Annotated in this window: 18 protein-coding genes, 1 tRNA gene and 1 other RNA gene; 19 read left to right on the top strand and 1 reads right to left on the bottom strand. The window is 71.0% G+C overall.

Going from position 1 to position 15544, the window contains the following annotated elements:
* Positions 1-97: 97 nt before the first annotated feature.
* From QMK28_RS00965 to QMK28_RS01040, 16 genes are all read left to right on the top strand, one after another.
* Positions 98-415 (top strand): hypothetical protein, encoded by a 318-nt coding sequence (locus QMK28_RS00965; protein WP_326434990.1) that lies wholly within the window; start codon positions 98-100, stop codon positions 413-415.
* The gene (locus QMK28_RS00970; protein WP_326434991.1) at positions 412-1053 is read left to right on the top strand and encodes a GGDEF domain-containing protein; all 642 of its coding nucleotides are present in this window, start codon (positions 412-414) and stop codon (positions 1051-1053) included. The genes QMK28_RS00965 and QMK28_RS00970 overlap by 4 nt, the downstream gene beginning before the upstream one ends.
* Positions 1050-1250: a hypothetical protein gene (locus QMK28_RS00975; protein ID WP_326434992.1), complete on the top strand. Its 201-nt coding sequence runs from the start codon at positions 1050-1052 to the stop codon at positions 1248-1250. Before QMK28_RS00970 ends, QMK28_RS00975 begins: the two co-directional genes overlap by 4 nt.
* Positions 1247-2113, top strand: coding sequence for a DUF2637 domain-containing protein (locus QMK28_RS00980; protein WP_326434993.1), 867 nt, complete (start codon positions 1247-1249; stop codon positions 2111-2113). Before QMK28_RS00975 ends, QMK28_RS00980 begins: the two co-directional genes overlap by 4 nt.
* Positions 2113-2490: an RRQRL motif-containing zinc-binding protein gene (locus QMK28_RS00985; protein WP_326434994.1), complete on the top strand. Its 378-nt coding sequence runs from the start codon at positions 2113-2115 to the stop codon at positions 2488-2490. The genes QMK28_RS00980 and QMK28_RS00985 overlap by 1 nt, the downstream gene beginning before the upstream one ends.
* A gap of 37 nt (positions 2491-2527) precedes the next feature.
* Entirely contained in the window at positions 2528-2824 is a 297-nt protein-coding gene (locus tag QMK28_RS00990) for a hypothetical protein (protein WP_326434995.1), read from the top strand.
* A 91-nt stretch (positions 2825-2915) separates the two neighbouring features.
* A complete protein-coding gene (locus QMK28_RS00995; protein WP_326434996.1) occupies positions 2916-5084 on the top strand; it encodes a cell division protein FtsK in 2169 nt (722 codons plus the stop codon).
* 139 nt (positions 5085-5223) lie between these two features.
* Entirely contained in the window at positions 5224-5475 is a 252-nt protein-coding gene (locus QMK28_RS01000; protein WP_326434997.1) for a hypothetical protein, read from the top strand.
* A gap of 20 nt (positions 5476-5495) precedes the next feature.
* Positions 5496-5678, top strand: coding sequence for a hypothetical protein (locus tag QMK28_RS01005; protein ID WP_326434998.1), 183 nt, complete (start codon positions 5496-5498; stop codon positions 5676-5678).
* Positions 5679-5692: 14 nt separating this feature from the next.
* On the top strand, positions 5693-5881 hold the full coding sequence (locus QMK28_RS01010; protein ID WP_326434999.1) for a hypothetical protein: 189 nt from the start codon (positions 5693-5695) through the stop codon (positions 5879-5881).
* A gap of 9 nt (positions 5882-5890) precedes the next feature.
* Complete coding sequence (locus QMK28_RS01015; RefSeq protein ID WP_326435000.1) at positions 5891-6472, top strand: hypothetical protein; 582 nt, start codon at positions 5891-5893, stop codon at positions 6470-6472.
* 14 nt (positions 6473-6486) lie between these two features.
* Positions 6487-6885 carry a hypothetical protein gene (locus tag QMK28_RS01020; RefSeq protein ID WP_326435001.1) on the top strand — a complete coding sequence of 133 codons (399 nt, stop codon included), beginning with the start codon at positions 6487-6489 and terminating at the stop codon, positions 6883-6885.
* A gap of 83 nt (positions 6886-6968) precedes the next feature.
* On the top strand, positions 6969-7883 hold the full coding sequence (locus QMK28_RS01025) for a bifunctional DNA primase/polymerase (RefSeq protein ID WP_326435002.1): 915 nt from the start codon (positions 6969-6971) through the stop codon (positions 7881-7883).
* A gap of 169 nt (positions 7884-8052) precedes the next feature.
* Positions 8053-9603: a YfjI family protein gene (locus tag QMK28_RS01030; RefSeq protein WP_326435003.1), complete on the top strand. Its 1551-nt coding sequence runs from the start codon at positions 8053-8055 to the stop codon at positions 9601-9603.
* 339 nt (positions 9604-9942) lie between these two features.
* Positions 9943-10185, top strand: coding sequence for a helix-turn-helix domain-containing protein (locus QMK28_RS01035; RefSeq protein WP_326435004.1), 243 nt, complete (start codon positions 9943-9945; stop codon positions 10183-10185).
* Positions 10186-10196: 11 nt separating this feature from the next.
* Positions 10197-11480 carry a tyrosine-type recombinase/integrase gene (locus QMK28_RS01040; protein WP_326435005.1) on the top strand — a complete coding sequence of 428 codons (1284 nt, stop codon included), beginning with the start codon at positions 10197-10199 and terminating at the stop codon, positions 11478-11480.
* A 145-nt stretch (positions 11481-11625) separates the two neighbouring features.
* Here the strand turns inward: QMK28_RS01040 and QMK28_RS01045 are convergent.
* Positions 11626-11713: transfer RNA gene (locus tag QMK28_RS01045), tRNA-Ser, on the bottom strand.
* A gap of 493 nt (positions 11714-12206) precedes the next feature.
* Here QMK28_RS01045 and ffs point away from each other — a divergent pair.
* The 3 genes from ffs (at position 12207) to QMK28_RS01060 (ending at position 15472) form a co-directional block, all read left to right on the top strand.
* Positions 12207-12303, top strand: an RNA gene (gene ffs, locus QMK28_RS01050) — signal recognition particle sRNA small type.
* Positions 12304-12350: 47 nt separating this feature from the next.
* A complete protein-coding gene (locus QMK28_RS01055) occupies positions 12351-14816 on the top strand; it encodes a DNA polymerase III subunit gamma and tau (RefSeq protein ID WP_326435006.1) in 2466 nt (821 codons plus the stop codon).
* Between the two features lie 317 nt (positions 14817-15133).
* Positions 15134-15472: a YbaB/EbfC family nucleoid-associated protein gene (locus QMK28_RS01060; RefSeq protein WP_326435007.1), complete on the top strand. Its 339-nt coding sequence runs from the start codon at positions 15134-15136 to the stop codon at positions 15470-15472.
* Positions 15473-15544: the final 72 nt, after the last annotated feature.

The following is a 15544-nucleotide window of genomic DNA, read 5'->3' on the forward strand; positions in this document are numbered from 1 at the left end:
CCGCGCCAGCCGCACTGATGATCCCCGCCGGGGTGGCCGCCTCTCGCCACAGACCGAGGCCGCCCCGGCTCTTCGTCCCTTCGTTCAGGAGAGATCCATGCGTACCTACATCGGCCGTCATGAGGCCCGGAACGCCGTCGAGTTCGAGGAACTGGCGCTCGGCTTCGAGGACCTGCCGCACGGCATCGACCGCGACTTGTTCCGCGGCCCGCTCCAGCTGGAGAGCCCGCAGGAGCGGGCCGCCCGCGAAGACGTGGCCCGCGAAGTCCTCGCGGACCTGGCCGCGCAGGGTGAGGCGGGTGACGAAGTCGCCGCCTGGGACGCCCTGTACGCCGACGCGCTCACCCGCACCACGCCGCTGCTGCGGACCGCCGCCCGCGCCGCCCGCACCGCCGGGACGGAGGAAGCGGCATGAGCGCCACCCTCACCGCCCTCGCCGCCGCGGCGCCGCTCGCGGCCGGCTGGGCCCTGCACAGCCTGCGCCTGCACCGCCGGATCGAGGTCGCCCGGCGCGACCCGCTGACCGATCTGGTCACCCGCGACACGTTCACCGAGCGCGCCACCCGAGCCCTGACGGACGGTCGCAGTGCGGTCTACCTGATTGACCTGGACCGGTTCAAGCAGATCAACGACACCCACGGGCACGCGGCCGGGGACGCGGTACTGCGCACCACCGCCCGGCGGCTGAAGACATGGGCCCCGATCAACAACGGCATCGTCGGACGGTTCGGCGGAGACGAGTTCGCCGCCGTGACCCGGGTCCGCAGTCACGCCGAGCTGGTATGGCAGTTGGACGAACTGAACTGGGCACTCACGCAGCCCGTCTACTACGCGGGCAACTCGCTCGCGGTGGGCGCCTCCATCGGCGCGGTGCACTGCAAAACCGGCGGCAACGAGCTGTCCACGCTACTGCGCCGGGCGGATGAGGCGATGTACACCGCGAAGCAGAACGGGGGCGGCCACTTCCTCGCTGACGGGCTCACGCCGGTTCGCCGGACGGTCAACGGCCGCCGCGACGGCCGCCGCGGCACGGCTGCGGGGGTGGGGGCATGACCCGCTCGCGCACTGTCTTGCTCGGTTGGTGGGTGCGGTACGGCGGGTTGCTGATGCTGGTGCTGGTGGCGCTGTCCTGGCTGCCGGCCGTCCCGGTCTGGGTCCGCGTCGCGGTGGCCCTGGCCGCGTTCCTGGTCTGCCTGCACATCGCCCTGCGCCGCCGACCGGTTGACGGCCGGGATGGGGGCGCACGGTGAACCGCACCGCGAAGACGCTCCTCGTCCTGGCCCTGGTGGGTGTGGTCGGGATGGCGTTCCGGGTGTCCTGGAACGCGCTCCGGGATGTGGCCAGCACGGTCGGCGCGGACGCTACGGCGTCCCTGCTGTACCCGTTCGTGGTCGATGGGCTGATGGCCCTGGCGCTGGTGGCGACCCTGGTTCTCACCGGCGAGAAAGACCGGCGGCGCGCGCTCCAGGTGCTCGCCGGATACACCCTCGCGTCGCTGGTCCTCAACTACGTGCACGGCCTGGTGCCGCAGATGCACGGGGGCGGGCAGCGCATGCAGCTCGCCGACTGGGGCCCGGCCAACTGGGCCCTCGTGCTGCTCGCTACGTCGCTGCCGGTCGGGTCGATTTTCTTCGGATCCGACCTGGTCGCCAAGGTGCTGCACCACCGACCGGCCCCGGTCACAGATCAGGAGGAAACGGCAGAGTCCACCGTAAATCGGTTGGGGTCTGACCTGCACCAGTCGACCCCCACAACCCCGACGGCGGTGACCCAACTCCCCGCCGCCGAGTCGGCCGACCCGACGCCGGTAGTCGAGTCGGTCGAATCGGTTGAGTTGGCTCCGGCGCTGGCGGTCGCCGCTGTGGGGCACGCGCCGCGCCGGGCGACCGGGCGGGTCCCTCAGTCGGCCCGCACCCCCCGACCGACCCGCACCCCGGCCGAACTCCTCGCCGAGGCCCGGTCGGTCACCGCCGACTGGTCGGACGGCGAGCTGACGGCCGAAGCGATCCGTAAGGCGGTCCGTACCTCGTCCGCCAACGGCCGCGTCCTGCGGGACGCGCTCAAGGTGGAGCGGGCCGCGCCGGACGCCGGGACTGAAGCGACGGCCGCCTGATGGCCAGCCGCTTCTACGACCCGCACGGCACCCGCTACGGCATCCCCACCTTCCCGTTCCAGCTAGCACCGGACGGGTTGGCGACGCGTCGCCAACTCCGGGCCGAGGGACTGCGGCCGGGCGGGCAGGACATCGCCGCGCAAGTGCTCTGGTCCTCCCGCCGCTACGGCCGCACGGTCCGCGCCGCCTACCTCTACCGCCTCGACCGCGCCAAGCCGGTCCGGCCGATGACCCCGGCCAAGTGGGCGGCACTGGCCAAGGCGAACGGCGCCCAACGCCTCTGCCCCGAGTGCCGGCGCGATGCCGGGTACCGCATCCCGACCTCGCTCGGCAGGTGCACCCCCTGCGCCTACCCCGAAGCCCAGCGCGCCGCCTGACCACGCGCTGCCCGCATCCGCTCTCGAAGGAAGACCGATGGAATCCCTGCCCGCTCCCGCCCGCATCGTCGCCCGGCGCGCGGTGACCGCTGCCGCGTCGCTGCTCGCCGTCGCCCTGCTCGCCGGATGCACCGACTACAAGGCCGGTCCCGCCGGACTGGTGGTCGACAAAGACCGCACGTACCAGCCGTCGACCAAGACCCAGCGCTATGACCTGACCGTCCGCACCAAGGACGGCGGCGTCCACGCGTTCCGCGTCAGCAGCGGCGACTTCGAAGCCTGCCAGCGCGGTTCCGCCTACCCGAGCTGCACCAACCGGAAGAAGCACAGCTGAACCCGCACGACTCTGCTCAGCGGGACCCGGACGGTCGGCCGACCAAAGCGCCGTCCGGGCCCCTTCCAACCCTGTTCGGAAGGAACGTTCAGTGAATCACGAGGACGAGAACGAGCTGTTCAACCGCCTGGAAGCGGACCTGAACACCGACGGCCCCACCGCCGAGGTCGTGGACATCACCACCAAGCGCCCGCCCGCCGCACCCGCCGCCGACGCGGCTGCGGAGGACCCGGACCGGGTGACGATGGTGGACGGACCGGCCCCGGTCGGGCCGGGTTTCCTGGCCAAGGTCCGGGGCGCGAAGCGGCGGGCGATCGTGCCCGCCTGGCTGCGCTCCCGCGCCGAGTTGGCGACGGCCGCGAAGTGGGCGGCCGGGTACTACGGCCACCTCGCCGGGTTTCACGCGCTGCGCTCACCGGTCTACGCGGGCAAGCTCGCGGTGCAGTCGCCACGCGGCACCGCCCGCTTCGTCGGCGGCACCCTGCGGTGGGTCGCCGACCGCGAGGGCGAACCGGTCCGGCTCGCCGCCGTCCGACGCGAGGACGCAGCCGAATACCTCAAACTGTCCCGGCAGCGGGACGGCCGAGTCCGGATGCGCACCCTGGTCGCGGTGCTCGGCAGCCTCATCGGGCTGGGGGCGGCGCTCGCGCTGTACGTACTGGCTCCGGGCTGGCTGCAGGGCATCTCGGTGACCGCACTGCTGATGGCGCTCGGCTACGCCGGCACCACCCCCGACCACCCCGTCGCCACCCGCGCGGTCGAGGTGCCCAAGGTCCAGAAGCTCACCAGCGACATCGTGCTCCGGGCCCTGGGCGCACTGGGCATTCCAGCGATCAGCTCCGCGATGGGCAAGGGCCGGGACGGCTTCACCTTCACCGCCCCCATCACCCGCGACGGCCCCGGCTGGCGCGCGGAAGGCGACCTGCCGTACGGGGTGACGGTCACCGACGTCATCGACAAGCGCGACAAGCTCGCCTCCGGCCTGCGCCGCCCCCTGGGCTGCGTCTGGCCCGAAGCGGTACCCGAGGAACACACCGGCCGCCTGGTGCTGTGGGTCGGCGATCAGGACATGGCCAAAGCCCAGCAGCCCGCCTGGCCGCTGCTCAAGTCCGGCGCGGTGGACCTGTTCAAGCCAGTCGCCTTCGGCACCGACCAACGCGGACGCTGGGTCGAACTGACCTTGATGTACATCGCCGCGGTCATCGGCGCGATCCCCCGCATGGGCAAAACCTTCCTGCTCAGGCTGCTGCTGCTCATCGCCGGACTCGACCCGCGCGCGGAGCTGCACACCTACGACCTCAAGGGCACCGGCGACCTCGACCCGGTCGGCGACCGCCTCGCCCACCGCCACCGCGCCGGGGACGAGGACGAGGACATCGAGTACGCCATCGCCGACCTGCGCGAGCTGCGCAAGGAGCTGCGGCGCCGGGCGAAGATGATCCGCTCGCTGCCGCGCGACTTGTGCCCGGAGTCCAAGGTGACCTCCGACCTGGCGTCCAAGCCGAAGCTGGGGCTGCATCCGATCGTGATCGGGGTGGACGAGTGTCAGGTCTGGTTCGAGCACCCCAAGTACGGCGCGGAGTTCGAGGAGATCTGCACCGACCTGGTCAAGCGCGGTCCGGCCACCGGCATCGTGCTGCTGCTCGCCACCCAGCGGCCGGACGCCAAGGCCCTGCCGACGGGGATCAGCGCCAACGCCTCCGCCCGGTTCTGCCTCAAGGTGATGGGCCAGCTGGAGAACGACATGGTGCTGGGCACCTCCGCGTACAAGCGCGGGGTGCGGGCGACGATGTTCGCCTGGGGCGACAAGGGCGTGCACTACTTCGTCGGCGAAGGCTCCGACGCCCGCATCGTGCGCTCGGTGTTCGCCGACGCCGTCACCGCCGACCGCATCGCGCTGCGCGCCCGCAAGCTCCGCGAAGACGCCGGCACGCTCTCCGGGCACGCGCTCGGCGAGGAGCCGCAGGTGGACGCGTCCGCCTCATTCGACCTGCTCGCCGACATCCTCGCGGTGCTGGCCGCCGAGGAGCCCAAGGTGTGGTCCGAGTCGGTCGTCACGCGACTGGCGGAGCTGCGGCCGGAGGTCTACGGCGGGTGGGACCCGGAGGGACTGGCCGCCGCGTTGAAGCCGCACGGGGTACCCACGGGCCAGGTGTGGGGCAAGACCGAGGACGGCAAGGGAGCCAACCGGCGCGGCGTCGAACGCGCCAAGGTCACCGCCGCCATCGCACAGCGTGACGGAACCCGCGACGCGGGCTGACCCCGGAGCGCCGCTAGACCTAGCAGGCACCCCCGCTAGGTCTAGCGGCACCGCTAGCGCCTCAAACAATCCCTGATCAGGCCGCTAGTACCTAGCGGCCCTCCCCCAGCACGCCCCGAAACGGCCCTGGGAGGCCCGTTTGACCCCCGTACTCCTCGCTAGCGCCCTCATCCTGCTCTTCACCCTCGGTTACGGCGCGCTGTGCGCGTCCAGCCCCTTCGGCAACTGCCGCAAGTGCCGCGGCTTCGGCTACCAGCTCACCACCGACCGGCGCGGACGCCTCAAGCCCGGCAAGACCTGCCGCCGCTGCCACGGCGACCGCAAGCGCATCCGCGTCGGCCGCCACCTGTTCAACCTCGCCGCCCGCATCCACCGCGACGGCACCCACTGACCTCCAAGGAGACACCTCCCATGGCGTTCACCTCGCACGACCCGCACAACGGCCGCGAGCTGGCCCGCGTGCTCTACCTCGGCGCAAGGGCCGTCCGCCGCGACAGCCGCGGCAAGTCCACCCGCGCCATCGAGAACGAGATCCAGCGCATCCGCGAGACGGCCCAGGACCGTGAAGACGCCAACGCCCGCAACCGCCGCTGAAAGGTTCCCTGGTCATGTCCCTCAACGTCCCCCTCGTCCTGCTCTTCGCCCTCGTCCTGGGCTTCCTGCTGCGCTCCAAGTCGCTCGGCTACGGGGCCGCGTTCGTCGCGGTGATGTTCGGGTTCTTCCTCTCCTCGACCGGCGCGGCCGACCCGATGAACGACCTCACCGCCGCCGTGGTCACCGCGATCCGCGACCTGTAGGAGCCCGCCGTGAACGAACTCGACCGAGCGTGGCTCACCGCCGCCGCGCCGAAAGCAGCCCCCGCCCTGGCCACCTCGACCGTGCTGATCCTGGCGCGGATCTGGAGCGCGAACGGGGCCGAACACAGCGTCGGTAACGCCTGGCTGATGGGTGCGCTGGCGGTCGGTGCGGCCCTCGCCGGGATGGCCGCAGCGACCGGCCGGCACGGCGAGGGAGCGCTCGCCGCGACGGCGTTCGCCACCTCCGGCGCCCTCGCCGTCGCCGGGGTCACCGCCTACGCCGACACCCCCGCCCCCGGCCTCCTGCTGTGGGCCGTCGCCACCGTCCTGGCCTACGTCCTGTCCGCCCGCCACTGGCGCACCGAACACCACCACGTCACCGCCCACACCCGGGCCATGGAAGCCCAGCGCGAAGCCCACCGCCACACCGAAACCGTCGAACTCATCCGAGCCCGCACCCAGGTCGAATCCCTCGCCTACGCCGTGCAGCTCTCCGAAGCCCAAGCCCACCGCGCCGGACTCCCCGGGTTCGAACCCACCGCCCTCACCCGCACGGGACTGCCCGAACTCGCCCGCCCCCGAACCAAGTGAAGGAGCTGCGCACCATGTTCGACCCCAACGACCCCGAGGACGTTCGTAAGCCGCAGGACAGCGCGGACAGCGCTGCCGAAGCGGTCCGCACGTTCAACCACGCCACCCTGCCCACCGCACGCTCCCGCTCCGGCAGCCTGCACTACCCCGGACAGGCGTACACCAGCGTCGCCGGATTCAAGCAGATGGCGCAGAGCCTGCCGCAGTCCTTCGAGCAGACCAGCGGCTTCCTCACCCGCCAGCACCTCGACGGCACCCTCACCGCTGATTACGGCCTGGTGGCGGACCACGTGAGCGCGGCCACCACCGCTTTGGCCGAAGCCTCCCGCTGCGCGGACCTGCTCGCCGACGCCCTCAACCGGGCCCACAGCGCGCTGTCGCCCCTCGGCTACAGCGGCGAAACCGAAGCCTGAATACGCCCGGGGCGGTCGCCTCTCGCCAAAGACCGCGACCGCCCCGGTTCTCCGTCCCTTCGCAGAAACAGGAGACCTCCAGCATGACACTTGACCGCGAGACTGGGCCGCTGCCTGCCGTAGAAGCAGGCATCGTCCATCTACGGACCGCGCTGGCGCTGGCAGCAGCGCATGTGCCCGTGCTGCCTTTGCGGGAAGGCAAAGTGCCGTTCGGGAACTGCCGTGCGTGCGCTGGTGGCGCGTGTGGCGGGCGTCCCCACATGAAGACCGCGGGGGACTGCCGGTGCCCCGCGGTGTGCCACGGCTGGGCAGCCGCCACGACGGATGCCGCGCTTATCGCTTCCTCCGCGTGGGCTCGGGCCTGGCAGCAGGCCGGAGCCGTCGCCTACCACCCCGGCGGAGCGGGGCTGACTGTCGTAGATCTGGATAACGCGCAAGCCGTCGCCTGGGCGCGGGAGACCCTGCCGGTCACCAGGACCGTGCGCACGACACGCGGGGAGCACTGGCTCTACCGGGGTGCGGTGCGGTCGGCCAACTCGGTCCGGTCGGGCGTGGACATCAAATCGCGCATGGCCTACGCCCGCTGGCTCGGCCCCGGTATCGGCACCATGGCGGAACTGCCGTCCGCTGTCCGCGCCCTGGTCGAGGGGGAAGAGACCACCCCCGCCCGGGGGAGGGTGGTTTCTTCGGTCCCCGAACGCGCCGTATGGGATGCGGCCGTGGCCACCGGATGCCGCCACACCGAGCGGTACGTGCGCACCGGCCTGGAGCGCGGCGTGGACATGGTGCGAAGCCGCACCGAATCCGGCGCGGGATCGCAGGCGTTCGGAGTGGCCCGTTTCCTGAGCGCTCAGCACGCGCAGTGCCCCGGACCATGCGGCTTGGACGCCATGGGATGGCAGATCATCGCGGCAGCCGTCTCCGTCGGCGTACCTCAGGCGTATGCACAACGAGCCGTCACCAACGGCCTCAGCACCGGTATGGGGAGGACGGCATGAGCCCCCGCCCCACCCCGGAGCTGAAGAGCCCCGCGCCCACCGACCACCGGCCGCGTGCCGCCGTACCGCCCGCAGTCGCGACGGCCGTTGGCGAGCCGAAGGGCGTCGGCCGACAGGCCGTCCTTTCAGTCCGTGGCCTTGTGCTCAACACCGAGCGGGGGACAGCCGCATGAGTACGCCGAACGACGTGGGCGCCGACCTGTGGGCAGGGTTCGCCGCTCTCGACAACGCCACGACCTCCGAACTCGTGTGGGAAGAGCCGATCCCGCTCACCGCGCGCCGCGAACTCCCCGTCTTCCCCACCGAGGTCTTCCCGCCCTGGCTGAGGGAGTTTGTGGAGGCCGTGGCCGAAGAGACACAGACACCGGTGGACATGGCCGGGTCGCTCGCGCTCGCGGTGCTCGCCACCGCCGCCGGAGGCCGCGCGGTCGTGCACATCCGGGGCCGGTGGCGTGAGCCCACGAACCTGTTCGTGGTCGTCGCGCTGCCGCCGGGCAACCGGAAGTCGGCGGTGTTCTCGCTGATGACCAACCCGCTCTACAAGGCGGAAGCACTCCTGGCCACCGAGGCCGCCGGCCGCATCGTGGAAGCCGAACTCACCGCCCGTCTGGCCACCGAGGCCGCCGACCAGGCCGCCACCAAGGCAGCCCGTGCGGAAGCCGACAAGCGCGACGAACTGGTAGCCGAGGCGGTCGGGTTGGCGCAGGCGGCCGAGGCCGTCACGGTGCCCGCACGGCCCCGCCTGCTGGCGGACGACGCGACCCCCGAAGTCATCGCGTCCCTGCTCGCAGAGCAGGGCGGCAAGCTCTCCGTCATGTCCGCGGAGGGCGGCATCTTCGACATCATCGCCGGACGCTACTCCGGCACCCCGAACATGGAGGTCTTCCTCCGGGGCCAGGCAGGCGACCGGCTGCGGGTGGACCGCCGGGGCCGCGAAGAGTTCATCGAAGCCCCCGCGCTGACCATGGGCCTGACCGTGCAGCCCTCGGTGTTGGAGGACATCGGCCGCATCAAAGGCGCGGGAGACCGTGGCCTGCTGGCCCGGTTCTTCTACTCCCTGCCCGTCTCCCTGGTCGGGCACCGCAAGATCCTCCCCGACACGATTCCCGACACGGTCGCTGACACGTACGAGGAGAGCGTCACAGCCCTGACGCTCTCTCTGGCGGGCTGGACCGACCCGGCGGTCCTTCAGCTCTCCCCCGACGCAGGGGCAACCCTGGTCGCCTACGAGGAACGTCAGGAGCCACGGCTGCGCGAGCGCGGCGGGGATCTGGGGCACGTCAGGAATTGGGCCTCCAAGCTGGGCGGCGCCACCTGCCGTCTGGCCGGGCTGCTGCACCTGAGTACGCACCCCGACAACGGCCACACCCAGCCCATCAGCGCGGACACCATGCGGGCCGCGGTGAAGCTCTCCGACTATTTCACCGGCCACGCCCTGACCGTCTTCGAACTGATGGGCGCGGACCACACCGCCAACCGGGCTTGCACCGTCCTGGAGACGCTGCGCGCCAACCAGTGGGCCGAGGTGAGCAAGCGCGACCTGATGGTCAAGCTCTCCCGCTCCGAGTTCCCCACCGTCGCCGACCTCGACCCCGCCCTCGACCTTCTCGAAGATCACGGATACCTGCGGCTCCAACCGGTCCAGCGCACCGCAGGACGTGGCCGGCCACCGTCCCCGCGCTGCCTCATCCACCCGCAACTGAGCGCACCGGCCGTCTGACCCCCGCCACAGAAACCACAGAATCACAGAAATAACCCCGCCATGCCCCTGACCTGCATAAACGGTTGCTGAGAGGGTCCCGGAGCGGCTGCCACAGAAATCCACGAAAGTCCCACAGAAATAAGACGGCCTCGATGGCAGACCTGCTCCGGCCGCGCCCCGCTTATTTCTGTGGGACTTTCCGCGATTTCTGTGGCAGCCGCCCACCAAGCGCCCCGAGCATCGTTTCCGCAGGTCAGGGCACCGGACCCGCCTTTCTGTGTATTTCGTGGTTTCTGTGGCGGACCCGCGCTCTTCCGGTAGTCCCCTGGCACATCTCGTGAGTTGGAGAAGCGAGTCATGAGCGAACACTCCGAAGCCGCAGCGTTCCGCCCGTACGACCCAACCCTGGTCCTGCTCACCGTCGAAGAAGCAGCCCGTCGCCTCCGCATCGGCCGAACGCTCTGCTACAGCCTCGTCAGCTCAGGACAACTCGAGTCCGTCGTGGTCGGCCGTCTCCGCAGGATTCCTCCGGAGGCCGTAATCGAGTACGTCACCCGACTTCGCCAGTCCCATCGCACCCCCATCACGTCCGCTGCCTGAGGAGGCTGTCTGTGACAGAGAAGAAGCGCACTCGTCAGCCGAACGGCGCGTCGTCCATCTACCAGGGCAGCGACGGAAAGTGGCACGGCCGCGTGACCGTCGGTGTCCGACCCGATGGCAAGCCGGACCGCCGGCACATCGAGCGGAAGACCCGCGCCGAAGTCACCGAGGCGGTCCGCGAGCTGGAGCGGCAGCGCAAGGACGGGAAGGTACGGAAGGCGGGGCAGCAGTGGACCGTCAAGACGTGGCTTGAGCACTGGGTGGAGAAGATCGCGAAGAAGTACGTCAGTGAGAACAGCTTCGACGGCTACGAGGTGGATGTCAGAGTCCACCTCGTGCCCGGCCTTGGGGCCCACAAGTTGGAGCGGCTGGAGCCGGAACACCTCGAAGACTTCTACGAGCGGATGCAGAAGAGCGGCAGTGCCGCGGGAACCGCCCACCACGTTCACCGGACCATCCGCGTCGCGTTGAGCGAGGCGGTCCGTCGGGGGCACGTGACCAAGAACGTCGCCGAGATCGCCAAGGCTCCGAGCCTCGATGAGGAGGAGATCGAGCCGTACACCATTGAGGAGATTCAGAGCCTCCTGCTGGAGGCGTCGAAGCTCCGCAACAGCGCTCGCTGGGTCATCGCCCTCGCACTCGGCTTGCGCCAGGGCGAGGCGCTCGGGCTGATGTGGGAAGACGTCTACCTGGATGCCGGGTACGTCCGCATCCGCAAGAACCGTCTGCGTCCGAGGTACGAGCACGGTTGCGGCGACACGTGCGGTCGGAAACCCGGCTACTGCCCGGATCGCAAGCAAATCCGCCGGGAGTTCAAGAAGACCAAATCCCGCGCCGGCCGTCGGACCATCGGTCTCCCGATCCCGCTCATCAAGCTGCTTCGCAAGCACATGGAGGAGCAGGCGCGAGAGAGGAAGGAGGCTGGAGACCTGTGGGAGGACAAGGGGTACGTCTTCGCTCAGCCGACCGGCGGACCGCTCATCCCGAACACGGACTACCACCGCTGGAAGCAGCTTCTGGAGGACGCGGGCGTCCGGGACGGCCGCTTGCACGATGCGCGTCACACCGCCGGGACCGTACTGCTCTTGCTCGGAGTCCCCGATGTGGTGGTGGACGCCATCATGGGATGGGAGCCGGGCGGCTCAGCACGGATGAGGGCCCGGTACATGCACGTCACTGGACCCATGCTGAAGAACGTCGCGCAGCAAGTCGGTGACGCGCTCTGGGGCTCCGCTCCGGAGGCGAGCGAAGAGGTCGGAGACAGCCCGAACGAGGGCCCGTCAGACCACAAGTGAGACGGAAACTGAGACGGAAGATCACGGAGAGCCCACCGCCTCGCGGCGTGTGATGCTCGACTGGTCGGCCTCAGGTCGGACGCGAAGAAGGCCCTGACCAGTCGAAACGGGTCAGGGCCTTCTTCGTATTGCCCGGTGAGAGCAATGGCGGAGGATAGGGGATTCGAACCCCTGAGGAGTTGCCCCCAACACGCTTTCCAAGCGTGCGCCCTAGGCCACTAGGCGAATCCTCCGCCGCAAACAATACAAGACCGGGGGAGTGCTCGCGAACATGGGTGCCGATGTGGGCGATCTTGCGGGGCGGGTGGGGGCGGGATCGGGTCCAGGCGGCCCTCGGGAAGGGGGTGTTGGCCGCCGGCAGGGGGGCGCGGCAGGCCGGAGACGGGCCCGAAAGGGGCCGTGCAGGAGGCTGAGGGGGCCCAGGATGCCGTCCCGGATTTTCCCGGTGGGGGTCTCGGATCCTCGGGACAGTGGGTTTGGGGGCATGCCGGGGTCGGGTCAGGCCGCCGCCGCATCGTCACGACACGATTGGCGGGCGAGGCTTCCCCCGCGGCCGATGCGGCCGATGCAGGGGCGATCCACGGAGCGGCCTGCGGAGTGGTCTGCGGAGTGGTCTGCGGAGTGGTCTGCGGAGCCGTCCGCAGGCCCCATGGCCCGGGCCCGCCCGCCTCCGGCGGCATGCGCGGGGGCGGCTTCAAGCACTGTCCGGGATCCGCTAGGGTGGGGGACAGCCCCTCACGTGGCGCTATCTCACCGAACTCCCCCAGGGCCGGAAGGCAGCAAGGGTAAGTGGGCTCTGGTGGGTGCGTGGGGGGTCTTAGCGTTCCCGGGGTGCTCCGCTTGTCAGTGGGCCCCGATATCGTCGGGGGTGTGTCATCCCTCGCGCTATACCGCCGCTACCGCCCCGAGTCCTTCGCCGAGGTCATCGGGCAGGCGCATGTCACCGACCCGTTGCAGCAGGCGCTGCGTAACAACCGGGTCAATCACGCGTACCTGTTCAGCGGCCCGCGCGGCTGTGGCAAGACGACCAGTGCGCGCATCCTGGCCCGTTGTCTGAACTGTGAGCAGGGGCCGACGCCCACGCCGTGCGGCGAGTGCCAGTCCTGTCAGGACCTGGCGCGCAACGGGCGGGGTTCGATCGACGTCATCGAGATCGACGCGGCTTCGCACGGCGGTGTGGACGACGCCCGTGATCTGCGGGAGAAGGCGTTCTTCGGGCCGGCCTCCAGCCGCTACAAGATCTACATCATCGACGAGGCCCACATGGTCACCTCGGCGGGCTTCAACGCCCTGCTGAAGGTGGTCGAGGAGCCGCCGGAGCACCTCAAGTTCATCTTCGCCACGACCGAGCCCGAGAAGGTCATCGGCACGATCCGGTCGCGCACCCACCACTACCCCTTCCGGCTCGTGCCGCCCGGCACGCTGCGCGACTACCTCGGCGAGGTGTGCGAGCGCGAGGCGATCCCGGTCGAGGAGGGGGTGCTGCCGCTCGTCGTGCGGTCCGGCGCGGGGTCGGTGCGTGACTCGATGTCGGTGCTGGACCAACTCCTCGCGGGCGCCCGCGAGGAGGGTGTGACGTACGTCATGGCGACGGCGCTCCTCGGCTATACGGACGCCGCGCTGCTCGACGACGTCGTGGACGCGTTCGCCTCCGGCGACGGCGCCGCCGCGTTCGAGATCGTCGACCGGGTCATCGAGGGCGGCAACGACCCCCGGCGCTTCGTCGCCGACCTGCTGGAGCGGCTGCGCGACCTCGTCATCCTGGCCGCGGTGCCGGACGCCGGGGACAAGGGCCTCATCGACGCGCCGGCCGATGTCGTGGAGCGCATGCGGGCGCAAGCCTCCGTCTTCGGCGCGGCCGAGCTGAGCCGGGCCGCGGACCTGGTCAACCAGGGCCTCACGGAGATGCGCGGCGCGACCTCGCCGCGGTTGCAGCTGGAGCTGATCTGCGCGCGGGTGCTGCTCCCCGGGGCGTACGACGACGCCCGCTCCATGCAGGCCCGGCTCGACAAGCTCGAACGCGGTGCGATCGCCGGCGGCCTGGTGATGGGCGCGGGGGCGCCGCCGCCCATGGGGTACGTGCCGGACGCGACCGCTCACGCCTCCGCGGCCCGCGCCGCGCTGAGCGGGCAGCCGCCCGCCGCGCCCGCTGTGCCCGCCGCTCTGGCCGCCGCCCCCGCGCAGGCACCCGTGGCACCGCCCCAGCCGCCGGCTGAGAGCCCTGCCGGGCCGGTACAGCCGCCTCAGCCGCCGCCTGCTCCTCCTGCTGCTCCTGCGGCGGAGCCCGCACCCCCCGCCCAGGCCCCAGCCGCGCCCGGTGGGTCGGGGCAGCGGCCCGGAGCTTGGCCTGGGTCTCAGGCCGCGTCCGCCCCCGTAGCCGCCGGGGCGGACACCGCCGCCCCGGCGCGGCAGCCCGGTGGATGGCCCTCGGCTGCCGCTCCCGGGCAGGGGCCGCCCGCTCCTGCGGCCCCCGCTCCGCAGGCCCAGGCACCCGGCCCGGCGCCGGCCGCTTCTACGGGTCCCGCGCCCGTCGCCGGTGCGCCGGGCGCCATGCAGGTGCGGCAGATGTGGCCGGACATTCTGGAGGCGGTCAAGAACCGTCGCCGCTTCACCTGGATTCTGCTGAGCCAGAACGCCCAGGTCGCGGGCTTCGACGGCACCACGCTCCAGGTCGGCTTCTCCAATGCGGGCGCGCGCGACAGTTTCGGCGCCAGCGGCAGTGAGGACGTGCTGCGGCAGGCGCTCAGCGACGCGCTGGGCGTGCAGTGGCGGGTCGAGACGCTCGTGGACCCGTCGGGCGGTACGAATCCGCCGGGCGGCTCCGGCCCCGGCTTCGGCGGCCCCGGAGGTCCTGGCGGGGCAGGTGGGGCAGGCGGCTCGGGCTTCGGCGGTTCAGGAGCAGGGCAGGGCTCCGGCTTCGGCGGGGGCGCCCCGGCCGAAGCCGGCCCGCAGCCTCCGCCGGCCTCCGCCGGCCCCCCGACCGGCCTTGAGCAGTCGGCCGCCCAGGGCGCGCGGCAGGCGATGCCGTCCACCGCCTCGGCGCCGTCCTCCGGGCAGCAACAGAATCACCAGCAGAACCAGGGCCAGGGCCAGGGCCAGGGCCAGAATCAAGGCCAAGGCCAGGGTCAGAGCCAATACCAGCAGCAGAACCAGGGCCAGCAGCAGAATCCCGGGCGGAACCACTCCTACCGCGAGCCCGAGCCGCCGCCCTTCGCCATCGAGGACGACATGCCGGCCGAGGACGACGCCGACCTGGACGAGACCGCGCTCAGCGGCTACGACCTGATCATCCGCGAGCTGGGCGCGACCGTCGTCGAAGAGTTCAACCACGAGTAGCGCGAGCGATACGAAGCGGCACCGAGTGCCGCCAAGCGATACGCGCCACCAAGCGATACGCGCAGCGCGAGCAGCAGCCCCCGCGAGCGGCCCGATCCAGCCGTCTCCGTCCCACGCGCCCCCGCTGTCCCCACCTCGGCCTCACCCTGTCGCCGACCCCGGCCCCACCCCCGGCCCCACCCCCGGCCCCACCCCCTTCCCCACCAGGTGGCGACCCCGTACATCCGTACTCCTTCCTACGGCGTAGGGCGCTGCGCCGTACGAGCACGTAGGCTCGGGCTACCAACAATCGTCGTCGATTTGCCAGGAGTGAAGCCGTGATTCCCGGTGGTGGCCAGCCCGACATGCAGCAGCTGCTTCAGCAGGCCCAGAAGATGCAGCAGGACCTCGCAGTCGCTCAGCAGCAGCTTGCCGAGACCTCGGTCGAGGGCACGGCGGGCGGCGGTCTGGTCAAGGCCACGGTCACCGGCGCCGGTGAGCTGACGGGCCTGGACATCGACCCGAAGGCGGTGGACCCAGAAGACACCGAGACGCTCGCCGACCTGATCCTGGCCGCCGTCCGTGACGCCAACCACTCCGCCGACGAACTCCAAAAGCAGAAGCTCGGGCCGCTCGCGTCCGGCGGGCTCGGCGGTATGCCAGGGCTGTCCCTCTAGCCCTTCTTGTCCCTTCTCGCCATAGCGCCCTCACCGGCAGAAGGATCAACTAGCGTACGCAAGAGGTGCGAA

This window comes from Streptomyces sp. H27-D2 (genome assembly GCF_035828615.1).
Lineage (GTDB): Bacteria > Actinomycetota > Actinomycetes > Streptomycetales > Streptomycetaceae > Streptomyces.

Bases quoted from the DNA above. Each gene is read 5' to 3' on its own strand.
- QMK28_RS01005 (WP_326434998.1), top strand. From the start codon at position 5,496: ATGGCGTTCACCTCGCACGACCCGCACAACGGCCGCGAGCTGGCCCGC.
- QMK28_RS00975 (WP_326434992.1), top strand. From the start codon at position 1,050: ATGACCCGCTCGCGCACTGTCTTGCTCGGTTGGTGGGTGCGGTACGGC.
- QMK28_RS00970 (WP_326434991.1), top strand. From the start codon at position 412: ATGAGCGCCACCCTCACCGCCCTCGCCGCCGCGGCGCCGCTCGCGGCC.
- QMK28_RS01030 (WP_326435003.1), top strand. From the start codon at position 8,053: ATGAGTACGCCGAACGACGTGGGCGCCGACCTGTGGGCAGGGTTCGCC.
- QMK28_RS00990 (WP_326434995.1), top strand. From the start codon at position 2,528: ATGGAATCCCTGCCCGCTCCCGCCCGCATCGTCGCCCGGCGCGCGGTG.
- QMK28_RS00985 (WP_326434994.1), top strand. From the start codon at position 2,113: ATGGCCAGCCGCTTCTACGACCCGCACGGCACCCGCTACGGCATCCCC.
- QMK28_RS01025 (WP_326435002.1), top strand. From the start codon at position 6,969: ATGACACTTGACCGCGAGACTGGGCCGCTGCCTGCCGTAGAAGCAGGC.
- QMK28_RS01020 (WP_326435001.1), top strand. From the start codon at position 6,487: ATGTTCGACCCCAACGACCCCGAGGACGTTCGTAAGCCGCAGGACAGC.
- QMK28_RS01010 (WP_326434999.1), top strand. From the start codon at position 5,693: ATGTCCCTCAACGTCCCCCTCGTCCTGCTCTTCGCCCTCGTCCTGGGC.
- QMK28_RS01035 (WP_326435004.1), top strand. From the start codon at position 9,943: ATGAGCGAACACTCCGAAGCCGCAGCGTTCCGCCCGTACGACCCAACC.
- QMK28_RS00965 (WP_326434990.1), top strand. From the start codon at position 98: ATGCGTACCTACATCGGCCGTCATGAGGCCCGGAACGCCGTCGAGTTC.